The sequence below is a fragment of the Modestobacter sp. Leaf380 genome (genome assembly GCF_001424485.1).
GTDB lineage: Bacteria > Actinomycetota > Actinomycetes > Mycobacteriales > Geodermatophilaceae > Klenkia.
Genome location: NZ_LMQC01000019.1, coordinates 440,803 through 458,770 on the forward strand (window position 1 = coordinate 440,803; position 17,968 = coordinate 458,770).

Consider the following 17,968-nt stretch of genomic DNA (forward strand, 5'->3'; position numbering starts at 1 on the left):
CCTTAGGGTGGGGGCATGTCCGCTCGACCCCGCACCCTGGCAGCGCTCGTCCTCGGCCTGGTGCTGACCCTGCTCGTGGGGTGCGGCTCCGACGGGTCGTCGGCCACCGACCGCGACCCCGGTGACCCGATCAGCGAGGAGGAGGCGGACACCCTCGCCGGCCTGCTGCACCGCGACTTCACCGAGGGCGGCGCCGACTTCACGGTCACCGCGCCCTACGCGGAGGACACCGTGCTCACCCTGACCGGGGAGGTCGACTTCCGCAGCGGCACGTCCCGCTCCCAGGCCGTCACCACCTTCGGCGACGGCCGCCCCGACGACAGCCGCACGCTCTTCGCCACCACGCAGGACCTCTGGATCGGCGACGTCCCCGGCCTGACCGACGCCCTGGCCGCCGCCGGGCGCCCGGACACCGGCTACCTGCGCCGCCCGCTGTCCTCCACCCGGGCCGACGGGACGGCGTCGCTGGTCGACGTGCTGGTGCAGCTGGTGCCACGCCTCTCGGCCCGCGCCGACGACGACCCGCGGGCCTTCCTGGAGCGCGACTACACCTGGCAGGGGCAGACCTCGGTCAACGGGCAGCTGGCCGTCGTCTACGGCTTCGGGGCCGGGACGACGGTGACGGTGTCCGCGGAGGACCGGCTGCTGCTGCAGTACCGGACCCGGCTGCCCGACCAGACCTTCGACGTCACCATCACCCTCGCCGACCACGGGCCGCGGGAGATCACGCTGCCCGGGGACACCGAGACGGCCCTCGCCGCCGACTACCCGACGGTGGCGGCCGAGCTGGGCTTCTGAGCGGGGGTCCGGAGCCGGCGGGGCACCGCGGGCCGGGCATGGGAGCGGGGAGGACGGTCTCTTCCCCAGACCGTCCTCCCCGCAGGTCCTTGTCTACCAGCCGAGGGGGGCCGCGTCACCGCGACACGCTGTGACGGAGCGGTTCCCCGCGCTCAGTTCTGGGTGGGGTCCGGGGTGGCGGTGCTCAGCACCCCGCGGGCGCCGCGCTGGCGGCCCAGCACGCGGTGCCACAACCGGTCCCCGGCGACGGTGGCGACGACGTCGTCCGGGTGGCTCTCCACGCACGCCCAGGCCCCCTCGCCGAGCTCGCCGGCCAGCTGACCGGGGGACCAACCGGCGTACCCGGCGAAGACCCGCAGCCCGGTGACGACGGAGCCCAGGCCGTCGGGGTCGGCGTCCAGGTCGACCAGGTGCACGCCGCCGTCGACGACCCGCAGGCCCTCGGAGGGACCGTCGGCGACCGCCAGGCACAGCGCGGTCTCGCTCTCGCACGGGCCGCCCACGTGGAAGACCCCCGGCTGCACGGCCAGGTCCGACCAGCCCGGGAGCACGTCGTTGATCCGGACCTCGCTGGGCCGGTTCAGCACGACCCCGACGGTGCCGGTGTCGGAGTGGTCCAGCACGTAGACGACGGTCCCGGCGAACGAGGGGTCCACCAGACCGGGCATGGCCACCAGCAGCGCGCCGGGGCGGACGTCGTCCAGGCAGCCGATCGACACCGGGGGGACGTCGGCACGGGGGATCCGACCCGCGGCCGAGGCTGCGGGTCGACGGTCCGGGTCAGGCGACGAGGGCACCGCGTTCATCACCTCCCAGTGTGCAACAGGTTCGGCGTCGTGGGGGCCAGCCGTGCGTGCGTCCGCTGCCGCGTGCCGCGGTCGTAGGGTGCGCAGCATGGCGGGGCGGGGGACGACGGCACGCCGGCTGCTGGCCCGCGCCGACTTCCGCCGGCTGCTGCTGACCCGGCTGTCCTCCCAGTTCGGGGACGGCGTCTTCCAGGCCGCCCTGGCCGGCACGGTGCTGTTCAACCCGCAGCGGGCCGCCGACCCGATCGACGTCGCGCTGGGCTTCGCGGTGCTGCTGCTGCCGTACTCGCTGGTCGGCCCGTTCGCCGGGGTGCTGCTGGACCGGTGGAGTCGGCGCCAGGTGCTGCTGGTCGCCAACTGCGTGCGGGCGGTGCTGGTCGCCGTCGTCGCCACGCTGGTGTGGGCCGGGGTGGGCGGCGCGCCGTTCTACCTGGCGGGGCTCAGCGTGTTCTCGGTGAACCGGTTCGTGCTGTCCGCGCTGTCGGCCGGCCTGCCACACACCTGCGACCGCGCCGGACTGGTGTCGGCCAACGCGCTCACCACCACCTCGGGCGCGGTGTCCACGGTCGTGGGCGGCGGGGTCGCCGTCGGTGCGCTGGGCCTGCTCGGCTCCGGGGACGGCGGCTACGCGCTGCTCGCGCTGCTGTCGGCCGGGCCCTACCTGGTCGCCTCCACCATCGTCTCGGGCTTCCCGCGGCCCTACCTGGGCCCCGACCACGCGGCCCGCGAGGCCCGGGTGACCGCCCGTCAGGTGCTGGCCGGGATGGCCGCCGGTGCCCGCCACGTGCTGGCCCACCCGCCGGCCACCGCGGCGCTGGGCGTGATGGCGGTGCACCGGGTCTTCTACGGCGTCCTGACGCTGATGACGCTGCTGCTCTACCGGAACACGTTCACCGCCTGGGGCCCGTTGTTCCCCGCCGGGCTGGCCGGGCTGGCCCAGGTCGTGGCCGCCGGCGCCGTCGGCACCCTGCTGGCCGCCGCCGTCACCCCGTGGGCGGTGCGCCGCTGGGGCAAGCAGCGCTGGACCACCGCCGCCCTCGTGCTGGGCGGGGTGGGCCAGCTGGCCCTGGGCCTGCCGTTCGTGCCGCCCTCGATCGTGGCCGCCGGCTTCGCGCTCGGCTTCGTCGCCCAGTCGGTGAAGATCTGCGTGGACACCACCCTGCAGGAGGTCGTGGACGACGACTTCCGCGGCCGGGTCTTCTCCGTCTACGACACGGTCTTCAACGTGACCTTCGTGGCCGCCCTGCTGCTGGCCGCGCTGCTGCTGCCCGAGTCCGGGGTCAGCTACACCGTCCTGGTCGTCGTCGGCGTCGGCTACCTGCTCCTCGCCGCCACGTACCGCTTCGGAGTGACACGGCGCGGGTTCCGCGCCCCTGTCACTCCATCAGAGGTCCAGGGCGGCGCGTAGCTCGCGGCCGCACGACCACGGGTCAGCTCGCATGCGGGGCACCGGGAAGCGGAAGAGCCGGATGCGGGTGCGTTGGACGGCGTTCTGCCGACGGAGGTCGGCCTGCCAGTCGGCGGCGCCCAGGTGGAACGTCGTCCCGTCGGCCTCGGCACCCACGGCGCGGTCCTCCCACAGGGCGTCCAGGTGGAAGGTGCCCTGGTCGGTCCGGACCGCCGCGTTCCAGGTCGGCTCGGGCAACCCCTCCAGCAGGACGACCCGACGCAGGTCCGACTCACCGACCGACCGCATCCCCCGGCCCGCATCGGTCAGCGTCTGGCGCAGCCACGGAGTGGCCAGCCGGCCGAGTGCCCGGGTCTCCTCGACCAGGTCTGCGAGGTCGGTGAGATCGCGCTGCAGAGCGTCGCTCACCACGTGCTCGACGTCCTGACGGCGTCGGGCGGTGACGGCGGTGTCCACCACGGCCCGCGCCGGTGTGGTGACCGCGAGGCCGTCCACGACGAGGTCGCCCAGCGGACGTCGCGTCTGGTGGACGACGACGAAGGCCCGGGAGTCCAGGTGGCGACCGTGCGGCACCGTCACCTGCTCGAGCCCCCCGTCCTCCGGGGCGAGGAACGCCCCACGCACCCCCGCCACCCGGCCCGCGGCCCGCGGCGGGTCCACCCGTGCCCGGTGCACGGCCAGTGCGCTGGTGTGCGACAGCCTGACGCCCTCACCAGCCCAGCTCAGCGCCACGGCACAGCGTTCGCGGACGCTGAGCGCCCCGGAGTGCCTGACCACGACACCCGGCACCGGTTCCTGCCACCGACCCGAGCGGATGGCCCTGCGCACGCGGTCCTTGTCCACCCCGGCGCGGCGCAGGTCCCGTCGGTGGACGACGGACGGCAGGTCGAGGGGCACGCCGGCAGCATCGGGCAGCGGGCCATGGAGCCGCTGCCGTCGTCCACAGGCACCTCATGGAGTGGGAGGGGCGCGGAACCCGCGCCGTGTCACTCCACAGAGGCTCAGCGAGAGCGCCACCAGGTGAGCAGCTCGGCCTCGGCGACCTCGGGGTCCAGCGGGCCGCGTTCCAGGCGCAGCTCCTTGAGGAACCGCCAGGCCAGGCCGACGTCGGGGCCGGGGGAGATGTCCAGCAACTCCATGATCCGGTTGCCGTCGAGGTCGGGGCGGACCCGGGCGAGGTCCTCGGCCTCGGACAGCTCGGCGATCCGCTGCTCCAGGGAGTCGTAGGTCGCCGAGAGCATCGCCGCGCGCCGCTTGTTGCGGGTCGTGGAGTCCGAGCGGACCAGCTTGTGCAGCCGGGACAGCAGGTCACCGGCGTCGGTGACGTACCGGCGGACGGCGGAGTCGGTCCACTCCCCGGAGCCGTACCCGTGGAAGCGCAGGTGCAGGAACGTCAGCCGGGAGACGGCCTCGATGACGTCCTTGGGGTACTTCAGCGCCTGCAGCCGCTTGCGCACCAGCTTGGCCCCGACGACCTCGTGGTGGTGGAAGGACACCCGGCCGCGCTCCTCGTGCCGGCGGGTGGCCGGCTTGCCGATGTCGTGCAGCAGCGCCGCCAGCCGCAGCACCAGGTCCGGGGACGGCGCGTCCGGGTCGGCCAGCTCCAGGTCGATCGCCTGGTCGAGCACGGTCAGCGAGTGGGTGTAGACGTCCTTGTGCTGGTGGTGCTCGTCGATCTCCATCCGCAGCGCGGACAGCTCCGGGAGCACCACGTCGGACAGCCCGGTGGAGACGAAGAGCTCCAGGGCCTCCCGGGGCGCGGGGTTCAGCAGCGTCCGGGAGAACTCGTGCTGCACGCGCTCGGGGGTGATCCGGGCCAGCTCGGGGGCCAGCGTGGTCATCGCCTCGAGGACGTCGGGGGAGGGCACCAGGTGCAGCTGGGCGACGAAGCGGACGGCGCGCAGCATCCGCAGCGGGTCGTCGGCGAAGGAGTCGGTCGCCGCGCCGGGGGTGCGCAGCCGGCGGGCCAGCAGGTCGCCCAGGCCACCGAAGGGGTCGGTGACGGTGCGGTCGGGGCCCAGCGAGACGGCCATCGCGTTGACGGTGAAGTCCCGGCGGGCCAGGTCGTCGACCAGCGAGCTGCCCCAGGCGACCTCGGGGTTGCGGGACTCCCGGTCGTACCGGTCGGCCCGGTAGGTGGTGATCTCCAGCCGCTCGCCGCGGACCTCGGCGCCGACCGTGCCGAAGGCGATCCCGGTGTTCCACGTGGAACTGGCCAGGCCCTCCAGCACCGCGAGCGTCTGCTCGGGTGTGGCCGACGTCGTCAGGTCCAGGTCACCCACGTGCGGGGTGCCGGACTCGGCGGACAGCAGTGCGTCGCGCACCGACCCGCCCACCAGGTGCACCTCGTGGCCGGCCGCGGTGAACCGCTCACCGACCAGGCCCAGGACCGGCGTCAGGTCGACCAGTTCGCGGACGGTCGCCTGCACGGCCTCGGGGACGGGAGGAGGCGTGGCGGGGAGACGACGCGGGGGCTCGGCGGACACGACCAGCCAGGCTACTGCCGTCTCCCGCGCTACCCTCCTGGCATGGCTGGGACGGGCGGGCGACGACGCCCGGGCCGTCGGTTGCGCCGGGTCGACGAGACCTCCGCCGGTGGCCTGGTGGTGGCCGACGACGACGGCACCGGCCCGCGCGCCGCGCTGATCGGCCGCACCGACCGCCGGGGACGCCTGCTCTGGTCGCTGCCCAAGGGCCACATCGAGGCCGGTGAGACCCCCGAGGACACCGCCGTGCGCGAGGTGGCCGAGGAGACCGGCATCACCGGTGAGGTCATCGCCCCGCTGGGGATCATCGACTTCTGGTTCGTCGCCGACGGGCGCCGGGTGCACAAGACGGTGCACCACTTCCTGCTGCGTGCGGTGGGGGGCGTCCTGTCCGACGAGGACGTCGAGGTGACCGAGGTCGCCTGGGTCCCGCTGACCGAGCTGTCCGGCCGGCTGGCGTACGCCGACGAGCGGGCGCTGGTCGAGCGCGCGCCCGGGCTGCTGGCCGACACCGCGTGAGGCGTCGGGCCGCCGGTGGCGCCGGCCGCCCCGCCGTCGCCACCCGGGTGTGGGTGCTGTTGGCCACCGCCCTGGTGTCGCTGCTCGCCGTCCCCGCGCTGGCGACCCCGGCGTCGGCAGCGCCGGACCCCGGCAGCTCGGCCGCACCGACCAGCGCCGGTGACCGGCCGGTGCGGGTCGTCGTCGACACGTTCGAACCGCGCACCCTCGTGCTGGGCGGGACGGTCGCGGTCAGCGGCACGCTGGTCAACGACAGCGACGACACCATCACCGACCTCTCCGTGCGCCTGCAGCGCGGTGACCGGCTGAGCACCCGGGCCGAGCTGGCCGCCGACGTGGCGGCACCCTCCACCGGCAGCGCCGTCCAGGCGCCCTTCCTGCCGGTGGACGGCGTGCTGGACCCCGGCGACGACCTGCGCTTCACCTACACCGCCACCACCGACGAGCTCGGGCTCACCGCCGACGGCGTCTACCCGGTGCTGCTCAACGTCAACGGCAGCCGGGACGGCCTGGTCGAGCGGATCGGCGAGCTGTCCACGCACCTGCTGGTCCAGCCCGCCGTCCCCACCAGCCGGACGACGGTCGCCTGGCTGTGGCCGCTCACCGACCGTCCGCACCGCGACGCCTCCGGTGCCTTCACCGACGACGAGCTGGCCGACGACGTCTCCGCCGGCGGTCGGCTGGACCGCGCGCTGGACGTGCTGGAGGAGCTGCCCGACGGCGGGGTCGCCGTCCCGGTGACGCTGGTGGTCGACCCGGCTCTGGTCGAGGAGCTGCGGGCGATGGCCGGCGGCTACACCGTCGACGGGGTCGCGGGCTCGGGCACCGCGGCCGCCACCGACTGGCTGGACCGGTTGCGCGCCCTGGCCGCCGTCCACCCGGTGGCCGCGCTGCCCTACGCCGACGTGGACGCCGACGCCCTGCAGGCCGCCGGGCTCGCCGACGTCCTGACCCGGAGCCTGCCGGGGACGGCCGAGGGCACCGCCGCGCAGCCCACCGACGCCGACGGCGACCCGGCCGTGACCCCCGCCCCCGGGGCACCCCCCCGCACCGAGCCCGCCGGCGACACCGGCGCCGGGGCCCGGATCCTGGCCGACACCCTCGACGTCGAGCCGGCGACCGACCTGGCCTGGCCCACCGGCGGGACGGTCCGCGCCGACACCCTCGCCACCCTGCGGGCCGGTGGCGCCGACCGGGTCGTGCTGGCCGCGGGCGCCTACAGCGACCCCGGGGCCGCACTGGGCAGCACCGGCGGGACCGCCGCCGCCCGCGTGCCCCTGGAGACGGCGGACGGGGAGACCACCACGCTGGTCGCCGACGGCACGCTGTCCGCGGTGGTGGCCTCGGCCGCGACCGCGGCCGCCGGTCCGCGGGTCGTCGAGCAGCGCTACCTGGCCGAGCTGGGTGTGCTGACCAGCCAGCTGGCCGCCGTGGACCCGGCCGTGGCGCAGACCGTGCTCGTGGTGCCCCCGCGCGAGGTCGACGCCGACCCGTCCTGGGCGACGCCGATGATCGCCGACACCGTCACCCAGCCCTGGCTGGCCGCGGCCTCGGTCGAGGACCTCGCCGAGGGGCCCGAGGCCGATGCCGGAGAGCTGGTGGAACCGACCGGTGACCGGCAGCTGGCCCTGGCGGGGATGGCCGAGATCGCCGGCAGCGTGGCCGTCCGGGACGACGTCGCGACCGCCGTCGTGTCCGACCCGGCGACCGTGCTGGCCGGGTACGACGCCGCGATCGCCCGGGCGAGCTCCTCGGGCTGGCTGGGCGACCCCGAGGGCTTCGCCACCGCCGCCACGGACCTGGATCGGACGGTGGCGGCCCTGCGCGGCCAGGTGACCCTGCTGGCTCCCGCCGACGGCGCCTACAGCCTGGCCTCCAGCGACGCCCCCCTCGTGCTGACCGTCCGCAACGACCTGCCCTTCGCGGTCTCCGCGCAGCTCGCGCTGAGCTCTCGCGGCGGCCTGGGGTTCTCGTCGGACCCGGTGCCCGCGACGGTCCTCGAACCCGGCAGCCGGACGACGATCACCGTCCCGACGCAGGTCCGGCAGTCCGGCTCGTTCACCGTCGCGGCGATGCTGTCGACGCCGTCGGGCGGACCGCTCGGCGAGCCGGTCCAGCTGCGGGTGACCAGCACCGCCTACGGCCCCATCACCCTGGCCATCACGATCGGCGCCGCGGCCCTGCTGGGCCTGCTGTTCCTGCGCCGGCTCGTGCTCTTCGTGCTGCGCCGTCGCCGCGGCGAGCCCACCGCTGCCGACGAGGACGTGCTGGTGCCGGTCGACGCGGAGATGCCGGACGGCGACCCCGCCCCCCGACCGCGTGACGCCGGTCCGCCGACCCGGAGCAGGGTGTGAGCGGCGGGCACCACCGCACCGGCGCGCCCGCCGAGGAGTCGGCGCCGACGGTGCAGGAGATCGTCGAGCGCTCCCGGGCCGAGGGCCTCACGGGGGAGCACGCCGCCGCCCCGTCCGACCGTGCGCAGTCGGCCGGGGAGGACACGACCGGCGCCGCCCCCGAGGGGGACCGCGCCGACCCGACCGGGGACGCCGCACCCGCGGCCGCAGCACCCCCGGCCGCAGCACCCCCGGCCGCCGGACCCCCGGCTGCCACACCCCGACGACCGGCGTCCCGCACCGACCTGCCCCCGGTGCCCGGCACCCCGTCGACACCGCCACCGTCCGCCGAGCGCCCCGCTGCCCGCCCGGCCCGGCCGGCGACCGGCTCCGCCCCGCTGCCGCCGGCCCCCTACGGCGCGGTGCCCCCGCCGCTGGCCGCGCCGTCCTCGAGCGCGCTGGCGGGGCACCCGACGGGTCCGCCCCGTCCGGGCACCCGCCGTCCGCCGCAGGCCCCGCCGTCCCGGCCCGTGCCGCCGGCGGAGCGCCCTGCCTCGTCCTCCCGGCCGACGGGGTCCCCGGTCGCGACCCCCGGCCAGGGGTCCCCGGTCGCCACCCCCGGCCAGGGGTCCCCGGACGCGACCCCCGACGAGGGGCCCCCGGTGGCCGCGCCCGGTCCCCGGACCGGCGACCGCGGTCCGAGCACCCGGGTCAGCCCGCTGGGTGCCGCCCTGGCACCGCCCGCGAGCGACCGGCCCCGCTCCGGCGAGCAGCCGGGCCTGCCGGTGCTGCCGCGGACGCCCAGCGGTCCCGCCGCGCCCTCCACCCCTGCGCCCCACAGACCCGAGCCCTCCAGCCCCGAGGCACCAGCGGGCACGCCCCCGGTCGGCGAGGCCGGTCCGCGCCGCGACCGCTACGTGCAGCCGGTCGAGGACACCCAGCTCATCCCGGTGCTGCCCCCGGTGCCCAGCCGCTTCGAGCAGCAGGAGACCGACCCCGGGCAGCCCACGCTGCGCGAGGAGGAGTCCGGCCGCAGCCGCGGCATCCTGCGCGCGGCCGGGACGATGGCGGTGGCCAGCCTGGTCTCCCGCATCACCGGGTTCCTGCGCACCGTCGTGCTCACCGCCGCCCTGGGCCTGGGCCTGGTCAACGACGCCTACACGATCTCCAACACCCTGCCCAACATCGTCTACGAGCTGCTGATCGGCGGCGTGCTGACCTCCGTGGTCGTCCCGCTGCTGGTCAGTGCCCAGGAGAAGCACGCCGACCGGGGGGTCGCCTACACACAGCGGCTGTTCACCCTCGGGGTCTCCGCACTGGCCGTGCTGACCGTGGTCGCCGTGCTCGCCGCCCCGGCCCTGACCTGGCTGATGGGCATCCGGGACACCGGTGGGAACCCGGAGCAGGTGGACCTGGCGAACTGGTTGGCCCGGATCCTGCTGGTGGAGATCGTCTTCTACGGGATCGGCGCCTTCGCCACGGCCGCACTGAACGCCCGTCAGGTGTTCGGCCCGCCGGCCTGGGCCCCGGTCCTGAACAACGTCGTCGTCATCGGTGTCGGTGTGGTCTTCCTGCTCGCCTCGGGTCCCGGCGACCTGACACCCCTCACCCTCGAGCCCTGGCTGGTCTGGCTGCTGGGCATCGGCACGACCGTCGGCATCGCCCTGCAGGCCCTGGTGCTGCTGCCGCTGCTGCCCCGCCACGGCATCCCGCTGCGTCCACGGTGGGGGCTGCGCGGGACCGGGCTGGGCGAGGCCGGCTCGCTGGGCCTGTGGGTCATCGGCTACGTCCTGGTCAGCCAGGTCGGCGTCGTCGTGGCCAGCGTGGTGGCCAACGCCGCGGCCCGGCAGGAGGGCGGCCTGGGGCCGGCGGCCTTCAGCAACGCCAGCCTGCTCTTCCAGATGCCCTACGGGATCATCGGCGTCGCCCTGTTGACCGCGCTGCTGCCTCGGATGAGCCGTGCCGCCGCCCGCCGCGACGTCCCCGGCGTGGTCGCCGACCTGTCCCTGGGCATGCGGCTGTCGGCCCTCGGCCTGCTGCCAGTGACCGCCCTGCTCGTGGTGCTCGGGCCCACGGTCGGCACCCTCGCCTTCGCCCGCGGCAACGCCGACCCCTCCGATGCCCGCGCGGTCGGCGTCGCTCTGGCCGTCGGCGCCTTCGGACTGCTGCCGATGGCGGTCACCCTGCTCCAGCTCCGCGTCTTCTACGCCATGAAGGACGCCCGGACGCCGACCCTGATCCAGGTCGCCATGGTGGCGGTCCGGGTGCCCCTGCTGCTGCTGGTGCCGGTCCTGGTCGAACCCCGGCACGTGGTGGCGGGTCTCATGGTCGCCACGTCGGTCACGTACCTGGTCGGCTGGGTCGCCGGCGACCTGGCTCTGCGTCGCCGTCTGGGCACGCTGCGTACTGGCGACGCCGCGTCCACGGTGCTGCGGGTCCTGGTGGTCAGCATCGTCGCGGCCGCTGCGGGCTGGGGGGCGGTGCGGGTCACCTCCGACCTCGTCGGCACCGCCGTCGTGGGCTCGCTCGTCACCCTGGCGGTCGGTACGGTGGTTGTTGGCGCCGTCGTGGTCGGTGGTGTCGTGCTGGCACGGGTCCCGGAGGTCGCGGGGCCGGTCGCCGCGGTCCGGGCTCGCCTGGGCCGACCACGCCGCTGACCGACCACTCCGGCACCGCAGCAGCACAGCACGGCAGACCTGACGCGCACGCGTCCGGCGGGGACCAGGGGAGGTCGGCAGCGTCCGTGACGTCGACGACCACCGGCCTGCCCGACCGTTACCGCCCCCTGGACCAGCTCGCCCCCGACGAGCCGACCAGCACCGGTGTCATCCGTTCCTGGCGGGCTCGTGACCGGGTCCTCAACCGGGACGTCGCGCTGCGCGTGCACCACCCCGGTGGACCGGCCGCCCGCGCCTGGATCACCCGCGCGCTGACCGCCGGCGGACTGGCCACCCCCGCGCTGGCCATGGTCTACGACGCCGCCGAGGGCACCCCGGACGACAGCCCCGCCGCCTACGTCGTCAACGAGTGGATCGAGGGCCAGACCCTCGCCCACCGGCTCGAGGCGGGACCGCTCCCCGAGCGCGAGGCGCGCACCGTCGTCCGCCGGCTGGCCGAGGGCGTCGCCGAGGCCCACCGGGTCGGACTGGCCGTCGGCGGCCTCACCCCCGAGCACGTCGTGCTGCGCTCGGGCGGGCTGGTCGGCCTGCTCGCCGTCCCCGCTGCCGAGGGCACCGTCCCCGGCGACATCGCCGCGCTGGGTGCGCTGCTCGAGCTGTGCCTGACCGGCCGCCGCGGTGACACCCCTGGCGCGGTCCCCCCCGTCATCACCCAGCCCGACCTGGCCGCGCTCGTGCGCCGGGCGCGCTCGACCGAGCCGGGCACCGCGTTGTCCAGCGTCGCGGCGATGGTCGCGCTGCTGGGCGAGCGGGTGCGCACCGACCAGACCGGCCCGCTCCCGACCGTGCGGGGCGACGAGACCGAGAGCGGCTGGCTGCGCAAGCTGCGCGACCGCCGGGACGCCGCCGACGCCGAGGGGCTCACCACCGGCGCCCCGCCGGCCGGTGCCCGCCCCGCCGTCACCCCGCCGGTGCCGGCCCCCGCCCACCGCGGCCTCGTCGACGACGACGACGACCGGGACGACCGGGACGACCGGGCGGCCGAGGACGACCGGCTCGACTGGGGTTCGGCCTTCCACGACGGCAGCGACGACGACCCGGTCGAGGACGACCTGGACACCGACGGCGCGGGCTCCAGCTGGCGCCGCCGGCTGGTCGTCGTGGGCCTGCCGCTGCTCGCGCTGGCCATGGTGATCGGCGTGGGCTGGTGGTTCGGGACCAACGTCATCTCCGCCGCCAGCAGCGTCGAGGACCCGGTCGGGTCCACCCCCACGTTCAGTGCGCCGGCCGAGAGCCCGGCCCCCAGCGAGGAGCCCCCCGCGGCCGCACCGCTGCAGATCACCGCAGCCGAGGTCTTCGACCCCTTCGGCGACGGCGAGCCCGAGAACGACGACGACGTCCCGCTGTCCTACGACGGCGACCCGGCCACATCCTGGCCGACCTTGAACTACCGGGGCTCCGCCGAGTTCGGCAACCTCAAGCCCGGCGTCGGCGTGCTGTACGACCTGGGCAGCGAGCAGGCCCTGTCCGGCGTCACCATCGCCACCGACACCCCCGGCGCGGTCGTCGAGGTCCGCACCGGGGACTCGGCCGACGGCGACCTCGAGAGCTACCCGGTCGCCGCCGGCGGGGAGCTCAGCGGCACCGACGAGCTGACCTTCGACGAGGCCGTGACCACCCGCTACGTGCTGGTGTGGGTGACCGGGCTGGTGTCCGGGGACGAGGGCTTCAGCGCCGACATCGCCGAGGTCACCCCGGTGGCCGCGGGCTGAGACCGGTCCCTCCCTCGGGCGCCCACCGGCTGCCGGTCGGGAATGCTCCCCCTACCCTGGCCGTTGTGCCGCCCGTGACGACGAACCAGCCCACCCCCGGCCCCGCGGTCTCGGCCCCGGGTGACCCCGGTGCCTCCCCTGCCGCGATCCCGCCGGCGGAGCACGACGGCGTCCGCGACCTGATCATCATCGGCTCCGGCCCGGCCGGGTACACCGCCGCGACCTACGCCGCGCGGGCCAACCTGCACCCGCTGGTCTTCGAGGGCAGCCAGTTCGGCGGCGCCCTGATGACCACCACCGAGGTGGAGAACTTCCCCGGCTTCCCGGAGGGCGTCCAGGGCCCGCAGCTGATGGACGACATGCGCACCCAGGCCGAGCGCTTCGGTGCCGAGCTGGTGCCCAGCGACGTGACCGAGGTCGACCTCACGGCCACCCCCAAGGTGGTCAAGGTCGGCGGCGAGACGCACCTGGCGCACGCGGTGATCGTGGCCACGGGCTCCAAGTACCGCTACCTGGGCCTGGACAACGAGCAGCGCCTGCTCGGCCACGGCGTCTCGGCCTGTGCCACCTGCGACGGCTTCTTCTTCCGCGACCAGGACATCGTGGTCGTCGGCGGCGGTGACTCCGCGATGGAGGAGGCCACCTTCCTCACCCGCTTCGCCAAGTCCGTGACCGTGGTCCACCGTCGTCCCGAGCTGCGCGCCAGCAAGATCATGGTCAAGCGCGCCCAGGACAACGAGAAGATCCGCTGGGCACTGGGCAAGCAGGTCACCGACGTGCACGGCGAGAACCAGGTCGCCTCGGTCGAGCTCACCGACACCGAGTCCGGTGCCACCGAGACCCTCGACGTGACCGGCCTCTTCGTGGCCATCGGCCACGACCCGCGCAGCGAGATGTTCGCCGGCCAGCTCAAGCTGGACGACGAGGGCTACGTCCAGGTCGAGCACCCGACCACCCGCACCAACATCGACGGCGTCTTCGCCTGCGGGGACGTGGTGGACCACATCTACCGCCAGGCCATCACCTCGGCCGGCACCGGTGCCGCCGCCGCGATCGACGCCGAGCGCTGGCTCGCCGACACCTTCGACGAGCGCTGACGCCGCCAGGCGTCAGCTCCGACACCCACCGCCACGCGCACACCCCAACCGAAGGAGCCATCCCCATGGCAGGCAACACCGTCAAGGTCACCGACGAGAGCTTCGCCGCCGACGTGCTGGGCAGCGACAAGCCCGTGCTCGTCGACTTCTGGGCCGAGTGGTGCGGTCCGTGCAAGATGGTCGCCCCGGTGCTCGAGGAGATCGCCTCCGAGCACGGCGACAAGCTGACCATCGCCAAGCTCAACATCGACGAGAACCCGCAGATCGCCCGGGACTACCAGGTCATGTCGATCCCGACGATGACCGTCTTCCAGGGCGGCAAGCCGGTCAAGAGCATCATCGGCGCCAAGCCCAAGGGCGCGATCCTCTCCGACCTGGCCGACTACATCTGAGCCACGACCCCGGTCCAAGCGGACCGGGGCCGGCGCGCCACGGGCCCGGACGCCGCACGACCCAGCGTCCGGGCCCCTGCGCGTCCTGACCACCCTGGTCTCGCCGGAGTGACCGGCGAGGACGACAATCGGTGCCGACCCACCCCGACCCCCTGGAGCGACCCCCGCGTGGAACCCCTCGTCCCCGGCGCCACCGGCCCGGCCGTGGCCGACGTCCAGGCCGCGCTGCGCAGCCTCGGGCTGCTGCACACCGAGCCCACCGCACCCGAGGCGGCCGCCGTCTACGACGAGCCCACCGCGCTGGCCGTGCGGCACTTCCAGCAGGTCCGTGGGCTCTCGGTGGACGGCCGGGTCGGCGAGGAGACCTACCGCGCGCTGTCGGAGGCCCGGTGGTCCCTGGGCGACCGGGTGCTGCGCTACGACCCCGAACGCCCGCACCGTGGGGACGACGTCGCCGGCCTGCAGGAGCGCCTGCTCGAACTGGGCTACGACGCCGGGCGGGCCGACGGGATCCTGGGCGTGGAGACCGAGAACGGACTGAAGTCCTTCCAGCGCGACTACGGGCTCACCGTCGACGGCACCTGCGGCCCGGGGACCCTGCGCGCGCTGCGCCAGCTGGGCCGCCGCGTCACCGGGGGCCGCCCGCAGCTGCTGCGGCAGAGCGCCTCGCTGGTCGAGTCCGGCCCGCACCTGATCGGCCGGGTCATCGTCATCGACCCCGGTCACGGCGGGGACGACAGCGGCTACACCGCCGGGGAGACCACCGAGTCCGACCTGGTCTACGACCTGGCCACCCGGATCGAGGGTCGGCTGGCCGCCGCCGGTGCCACGGTGTACCTCACCCGTGGCCGCACCGGAGGGCCGACGCTCGCCGAGCGGACCGGCTTCGCCAACGACGCCCGGGCCGACCTGTTCGTCTCCCTGCACATGGAGGCGCACGACTCCCAGCACGCCCGGGGGGTGGCCAGCTACTACTACGGCACCGGGTCGGGCGCCTCGTCCACGGTCGGTGAGGAGTTCGCCAACCTGCTGCGCCGCGAGGTCGTCGCGCGCACCGGCATGCTCGACTGCGGCTCGCACGCCAAGACCTGGGACCTGCTGCGGCTGACCCGGATGCCGGCCATCCGGATCGACTGCGGCTACCTCTCCCACCCCGTGGACCGGCAGCTGCTGCTCGACGCCCGGCTGCGCGGCACCATCGCGCAGTCCGTGCTGGCCGCCGTCCAGCGGCTGTTCCTGCCCAAGGACGCCGACCCGCCGACCGGGACGTACCAGCTGTCCACCAGCGCCTGAGGCGTGTCGGCAGGCCGGGTCCTTACACTCTGACGATGTCCTCCTCGACGCCCGACCCCACGGTCAGCGCGTCGGTCCCGGTCCCGGCGCGTCACCCGCGGCTGGACCCGCTGGCCGACCGCTACGCCGCCCGCACCCACGGCATGAAGAGCTCGGAGATCCGGGCCCTGTTCTCCGTGGTGAGCCGGCCGGAGGTCGTGTCGCTGGCCGGTGGCATGCCCGCCGTCACCGCCCTGCCGCTGGACGCCGTGGGCTCCATGATCGGCGAGCTGGTCAGCGGGATGGGCGCCCAGACCCTGCAGTACGGCTCCGGCCAGGGCGACCCCCGCCTGCGGGAGCGGATCTGCGACGTGATGGCCCTGGAGGGCATCACCGACGCCTCGCCGTCCGAGGTCGTCGTCACCGTGGGGTCCCAGCAGGGGCTGGACCTGGTGACCCGGGTGTTCTGCGACCCCGGTGACGTGATCCTGGCCGAGGCGCCGTCCTACGTGGGTGCGCTCGGGGTCTTCCAGGCCGCCCAGGCCCGCGTGCAGCACGTCGCCATGGACGACGACGGCCTGGTGCCCGAGGCGCTGGAGGACGCGCTCATCGAGTGCCGTGCCCGCGGTGACCGGGTCAAGTTCCTGTACACGATCCCGAACTTCCACAACCCCGGCGGCGTCACGCTGACCGAGGAGCGGCGGGTCCGGATCATGGACATCGCCGACCGGTACGACCTGCTCGTCATCGAGGACAACCCCTACGGCCTGCTGGGGTTCGAGCACGAGCCGATGCGCGCCCTGCGCGCCCGCAACAGCGAGCGGGTCGTCTACCTGGGCTCGTTCTCCAAGACCTTCTCCCCGGGTCTGCGGGTGGGCTGGGTGCTGGCGCCCCTCGCCGTCCGGGAGAAGCTGGTGCTGGCCTCCGAGGCGCAGGTGCTGTGCCCGCCCTCGCTCACCCAGTACGCCGTCGCCCGGTACCTGGACACCCAGCCCTGGCAGCAGCAGATCAAGACCTTCATCGAGCTCTACCGCGAGCGCCGCGACGCCTGCCTGGACTCCCTCACCGCACTGATGCCGCCGGGCACCACCTGGAGCCGGCCTGACGGCGGGTTCTACGTGTGGCTGAAGCTGCCGCACGGCTTGGACGCCAAGCTGATGCAGCCCCGCGCGGTCAGCGCGCACGTGGCCTACGTGCCCGGCATCGGCTTCTACGCCGACGGCCAGGGCAAGGAGTTCATGCGGCTGTCCTACTGCTACCCCGAGCCGGACCAGATCCGTGAGGGTGTGCGTCGTCTGGCGCGGGTGATCGAGGCCGAGCTGGACCTGCACTCGACCTTCGACGGCGTGGACACCGGCACCTTCCGGGCGGCCCGCCCGAGCACCCCCCAGGTGCCCACCACCGAGGCGATCACCGGCCCGGCGTCCACGGACCAGCTGGGGGACCCGTCATGAGCGACACCACGCCGGTGTCGACCGACACCGACCTGCTGCGCGCCGTCGTGCTCGCCGGTGGCCTGACCTTCGAGCGCGAGGTCAGCCTGTCCTCGGGCACCCAGGTGGTCGAGGCGCTGCTGCGCGCCGGCCTGGACGCCGAACTGCGGGACGCCGACAGCGAGCTGCTGCCCGGCCTGGCCGCCACCCCGGCCGACGCCGTCTTCATCGCCCTGCACGGCTCCACGGGTGAGGACGGTGCCGTCCGGGCGGTGCTGGACCTCGCCGGGGTGCCCTACGTCGGGTCGCCGGCTGCGGCCTGCCGGCTGGCCTGGGACAAGCCGGCCGCCAAGTCCGTGGTGCAGACCGCCGGGGTGACGACGCCGGCATGGGTCGCGTTGCCGCACTCGACGTTCCGCGAGCTGGGCGCTGCAGCCGTGCTCGACCTCATCGTCGCCCGTCTGGGCCTGCCGCTGATGGTCAAGCCGGCCTCGGGCGGATCGGCCCTGGGTGCGCAGAAGGTCAGCCGGGTCGAGGACCTGCCGGCCTCGATGGTCAGCTGCTTCGCCTACGGGGACACCGTGCTCGTCGAACGCTTCGTCGAGGGCATCGAGCTGGCCGTGTCGGTGATCGACCTGGGCGAGGGACCGCAGGCGCTGCCCGCGGTCGAGATCGCCCCCGAGTCCGGCGTCTTCGACTACACGTCTCGCTACACCCCGGGGCTGACCGAGTACCACACCCCGGCCCGGGTGACCGAGGACGTCGCCCGCCGGGCGGCGGAGACCGCGGTGACCGTGCACCGGGCGCTGGGCCTGGCGGACCTGTCCCGCACGGACCTCATCGTGGACGCCGACGGCGAGGTGCACTTCCTGGAGGTCAACGTCTCACCCGGCCTCACCGAGACCTCGATGTTCCCGATGGCCGTCGAGGCCGCCGGGTACCGGCTCGGGGACGTGCTCACCCGGTTGCTGCGCCAGGCCGCCACCCGGGGCTGAGTCCCGTCCCGGTTCCGTCTGTGACGGAACCGGGGCCGT

At 74.9% G+C, this 17,968-nt stretch carries 14 protein-coding genes; 11 read left to right on the forward strand and 3 right to left on the reverse strand.

From position 1 onward, the window contains the following. The first annotated feature begins 15 nt into the window (after positions 1 to 15). A complete protein-coding gene (locus ASG41_RS14560) occupies positions 16 to 798 on the forward strand; it encodes a hypothetical protein (RefSeq protein ID WP_056296094.1) in 783 nt (260 codons plus the stop codon). A 152-nt stretch (positions 799 to 950) separates the two neighbouring features. On the opposite strand, the gene ASG41_RS14565 is transcribed toward ASG41_RS14560, so the two are convergent. Then, the gene (locus ASG41_RS14565; RefSeq protein ID WP_235564811.1) at positions 951 to 1,517 is read right to left on the reverse strand and encodes a YqgE/AlgH family protein; all 567 of its coding nucleotides are present in this window, start codon (positions 1,515 to 1,517) and stop codon (positions 951 to 953) included. 175 nt (positions 1,518 to 1,692) lie between these two features. Here ASG41_RS14565 and ASG41_RS14570 point away from each other — a divergent pair, with 175 nt between their 5' ends. Then, entirely contained in the window at positions 1,693 to 3,012 is a 1,320-nt protein-coding gene (locus ASG41_RS14570) for an MFS transporter (RefSeq protein WP_056296717.1), read from the forward strand. Here the strand turns inward: ASG41_RS14570 and ASG41_RS14575 are convergent. Both ASG41_RS14575 and ASG41_RS14580 read right to left on the reverse strand, forming a co-directional pair. Beyond that, positions 2,989 to 3,909, reverse strand: a complete 921-nt coding sequence (locus ASG41_RS14575) for a hypothetical protein (RefSeq protein WP_056296099.1) — start codon at positions 3,907 to 3,909, stop codon at positions 2,989 to 2,991. The genes ASG41_RS14570 and ASG41_RS14575 overlap by 24 nt on opposite strands. Positions 3,910 to 4,013: 104 nt before the next feature. Next, the gene (locus ASG41_RS14580; protein WP_056296102.1) at positions 4,014 to 5,498 is read right to left on the reverse strand and encodes a CCA tRNA nucleotidyltransferase; all 1,485 of its coding nucleotides are present in this window, start codon (positions 5,496 to 5,498) and stop codon (positions 4,014 to 4,016) included. Between the two features lie 42 nt (positions 5,499 to 5,540). On the opposite strand from ASG41_RS14580, the gene ASG41_RS14585 reads away from it, so the two are divergent. The 9 genes from ASG41_RS14585 to ASG41_RS14625 all read left to right on the forward strand — a co-directional run bounded on the left by ASG41_RS14585 (position 5,541) and on the right by ASG41_RS14625 (position 17,929). Next, positions 5,541 to 6,017 carry an NUDIX hydrolase gene (locus tag ASG41_RS14585; RefSeq protein WP_056296105.1) on the forward strand — a complete coding sequence of 159 codons (477 nt, stop codon included), beginning with the start codon at positions 5,541 to 5,543 and terminating at the stop codon, positions 6,015 to 6,017. Continuing rightward, positions 6,014 to 8,371, forward strand: a complete 2,358-nt coding sequence (locus ASG41_RS14590; RefSeq protein ID WP_056296107.1) for a DUF6049 family protein — start codon at positions 6,014 to 6,016, stop codon at positions 8,369 to 8,371. Before ASG41_RS14585 ends, ASG41_RS14590 begins: the two co-directional genes overlap by 4 nt. Next, on the forward strand, positions 8,368 to 11,007 hold the full coding sequence (gene murJ / locus ASG41_RS14595) for a murein biosynthesis integral membrane protein MurJ (protein WP_056296112.1): 2,640 nt from the start codon (positions 8,368 to 8,370) through the stop codon (positions 11,005 to 11,007). Before ASG41_RS14590 ends, murJ begins: the two co-directional genes overlap by 4 nt. Positions 11,008 to 11,093: 86 nt before the next feature. Further along, complete coding sequence (locus ASG41_RS14600) at positions 11,094 to 12,740, forward strand: protein kinase family protein (protein WP_056296114.1); 1,647 nt, start codon at positions 11,094 to 11,096, stop codon at positions 12,738 to 12,740. Between the two features lie 146 nt (positions 12,741 to 12,886). Beyond that, positions 12,887 to 13,837, forward strand: a complete 951-nt coding sequence (gene trxB, locus ASG41_RS14605; protein WP_056296721.1) for a thioredoxin-disulfide reductase — start codon at positions 12,887 to 12,889, stop codon at positions 13,835 to 13,837. A 65-nt stretch (positions 13,838 to 13,902) separates the two neighbouring features. After that, positions 13,903 to 14,229 (forward strand): thioredoxin, encoded by a 327-nt coding sequence (trxA, locus tag ASG41_RS14610; RefSeq protein WP_056296117.1) that lies wholly within the window; start codon positions 13,903 to 13,905, stop codon positions 14,227 to 14,229. Between the two features lie 168 nt (positions 14,230 to 14,397). Next, entirely contained in the window at positions 14,398 to 15,522 is a 1,125-nt protein-coding gene (locus ASG41_RS14615; RefSeq protein WP_056296119.1) for an N-acetylmuramoyl-L-alanine amidase, read from the forward strand. 35 nt (positions 15,523 to 15,557) lie between these two features. After that, a complete protein-coding gene (locus ASG41_RS14620) occupies positions 15,558 to 16,955 on the forward strand; it encodes a PLP-dependent aminotransferase family protein (protein WP_056296123.1) in 1,398 nt (465 codons plus the stop codon). After that, on the forward strand, positions 16,952 to 17,929 hold the full coding sequence (locus ASG41_RS14625) for a D-alanine--D-alanine ligase (RefSeq protein ID WP_056296126.1): 978 nt from the start codon (positions 16,952 to 16,954) through the stop codon (positions 17,927 to 17,929). Before ASG41_RS14620 ends, ASG41_RS14625 begins: the two co-directional genes overlap by 4 nt. Positions 17,930 to 17,968: the final 39 nt, after the last annotated feature.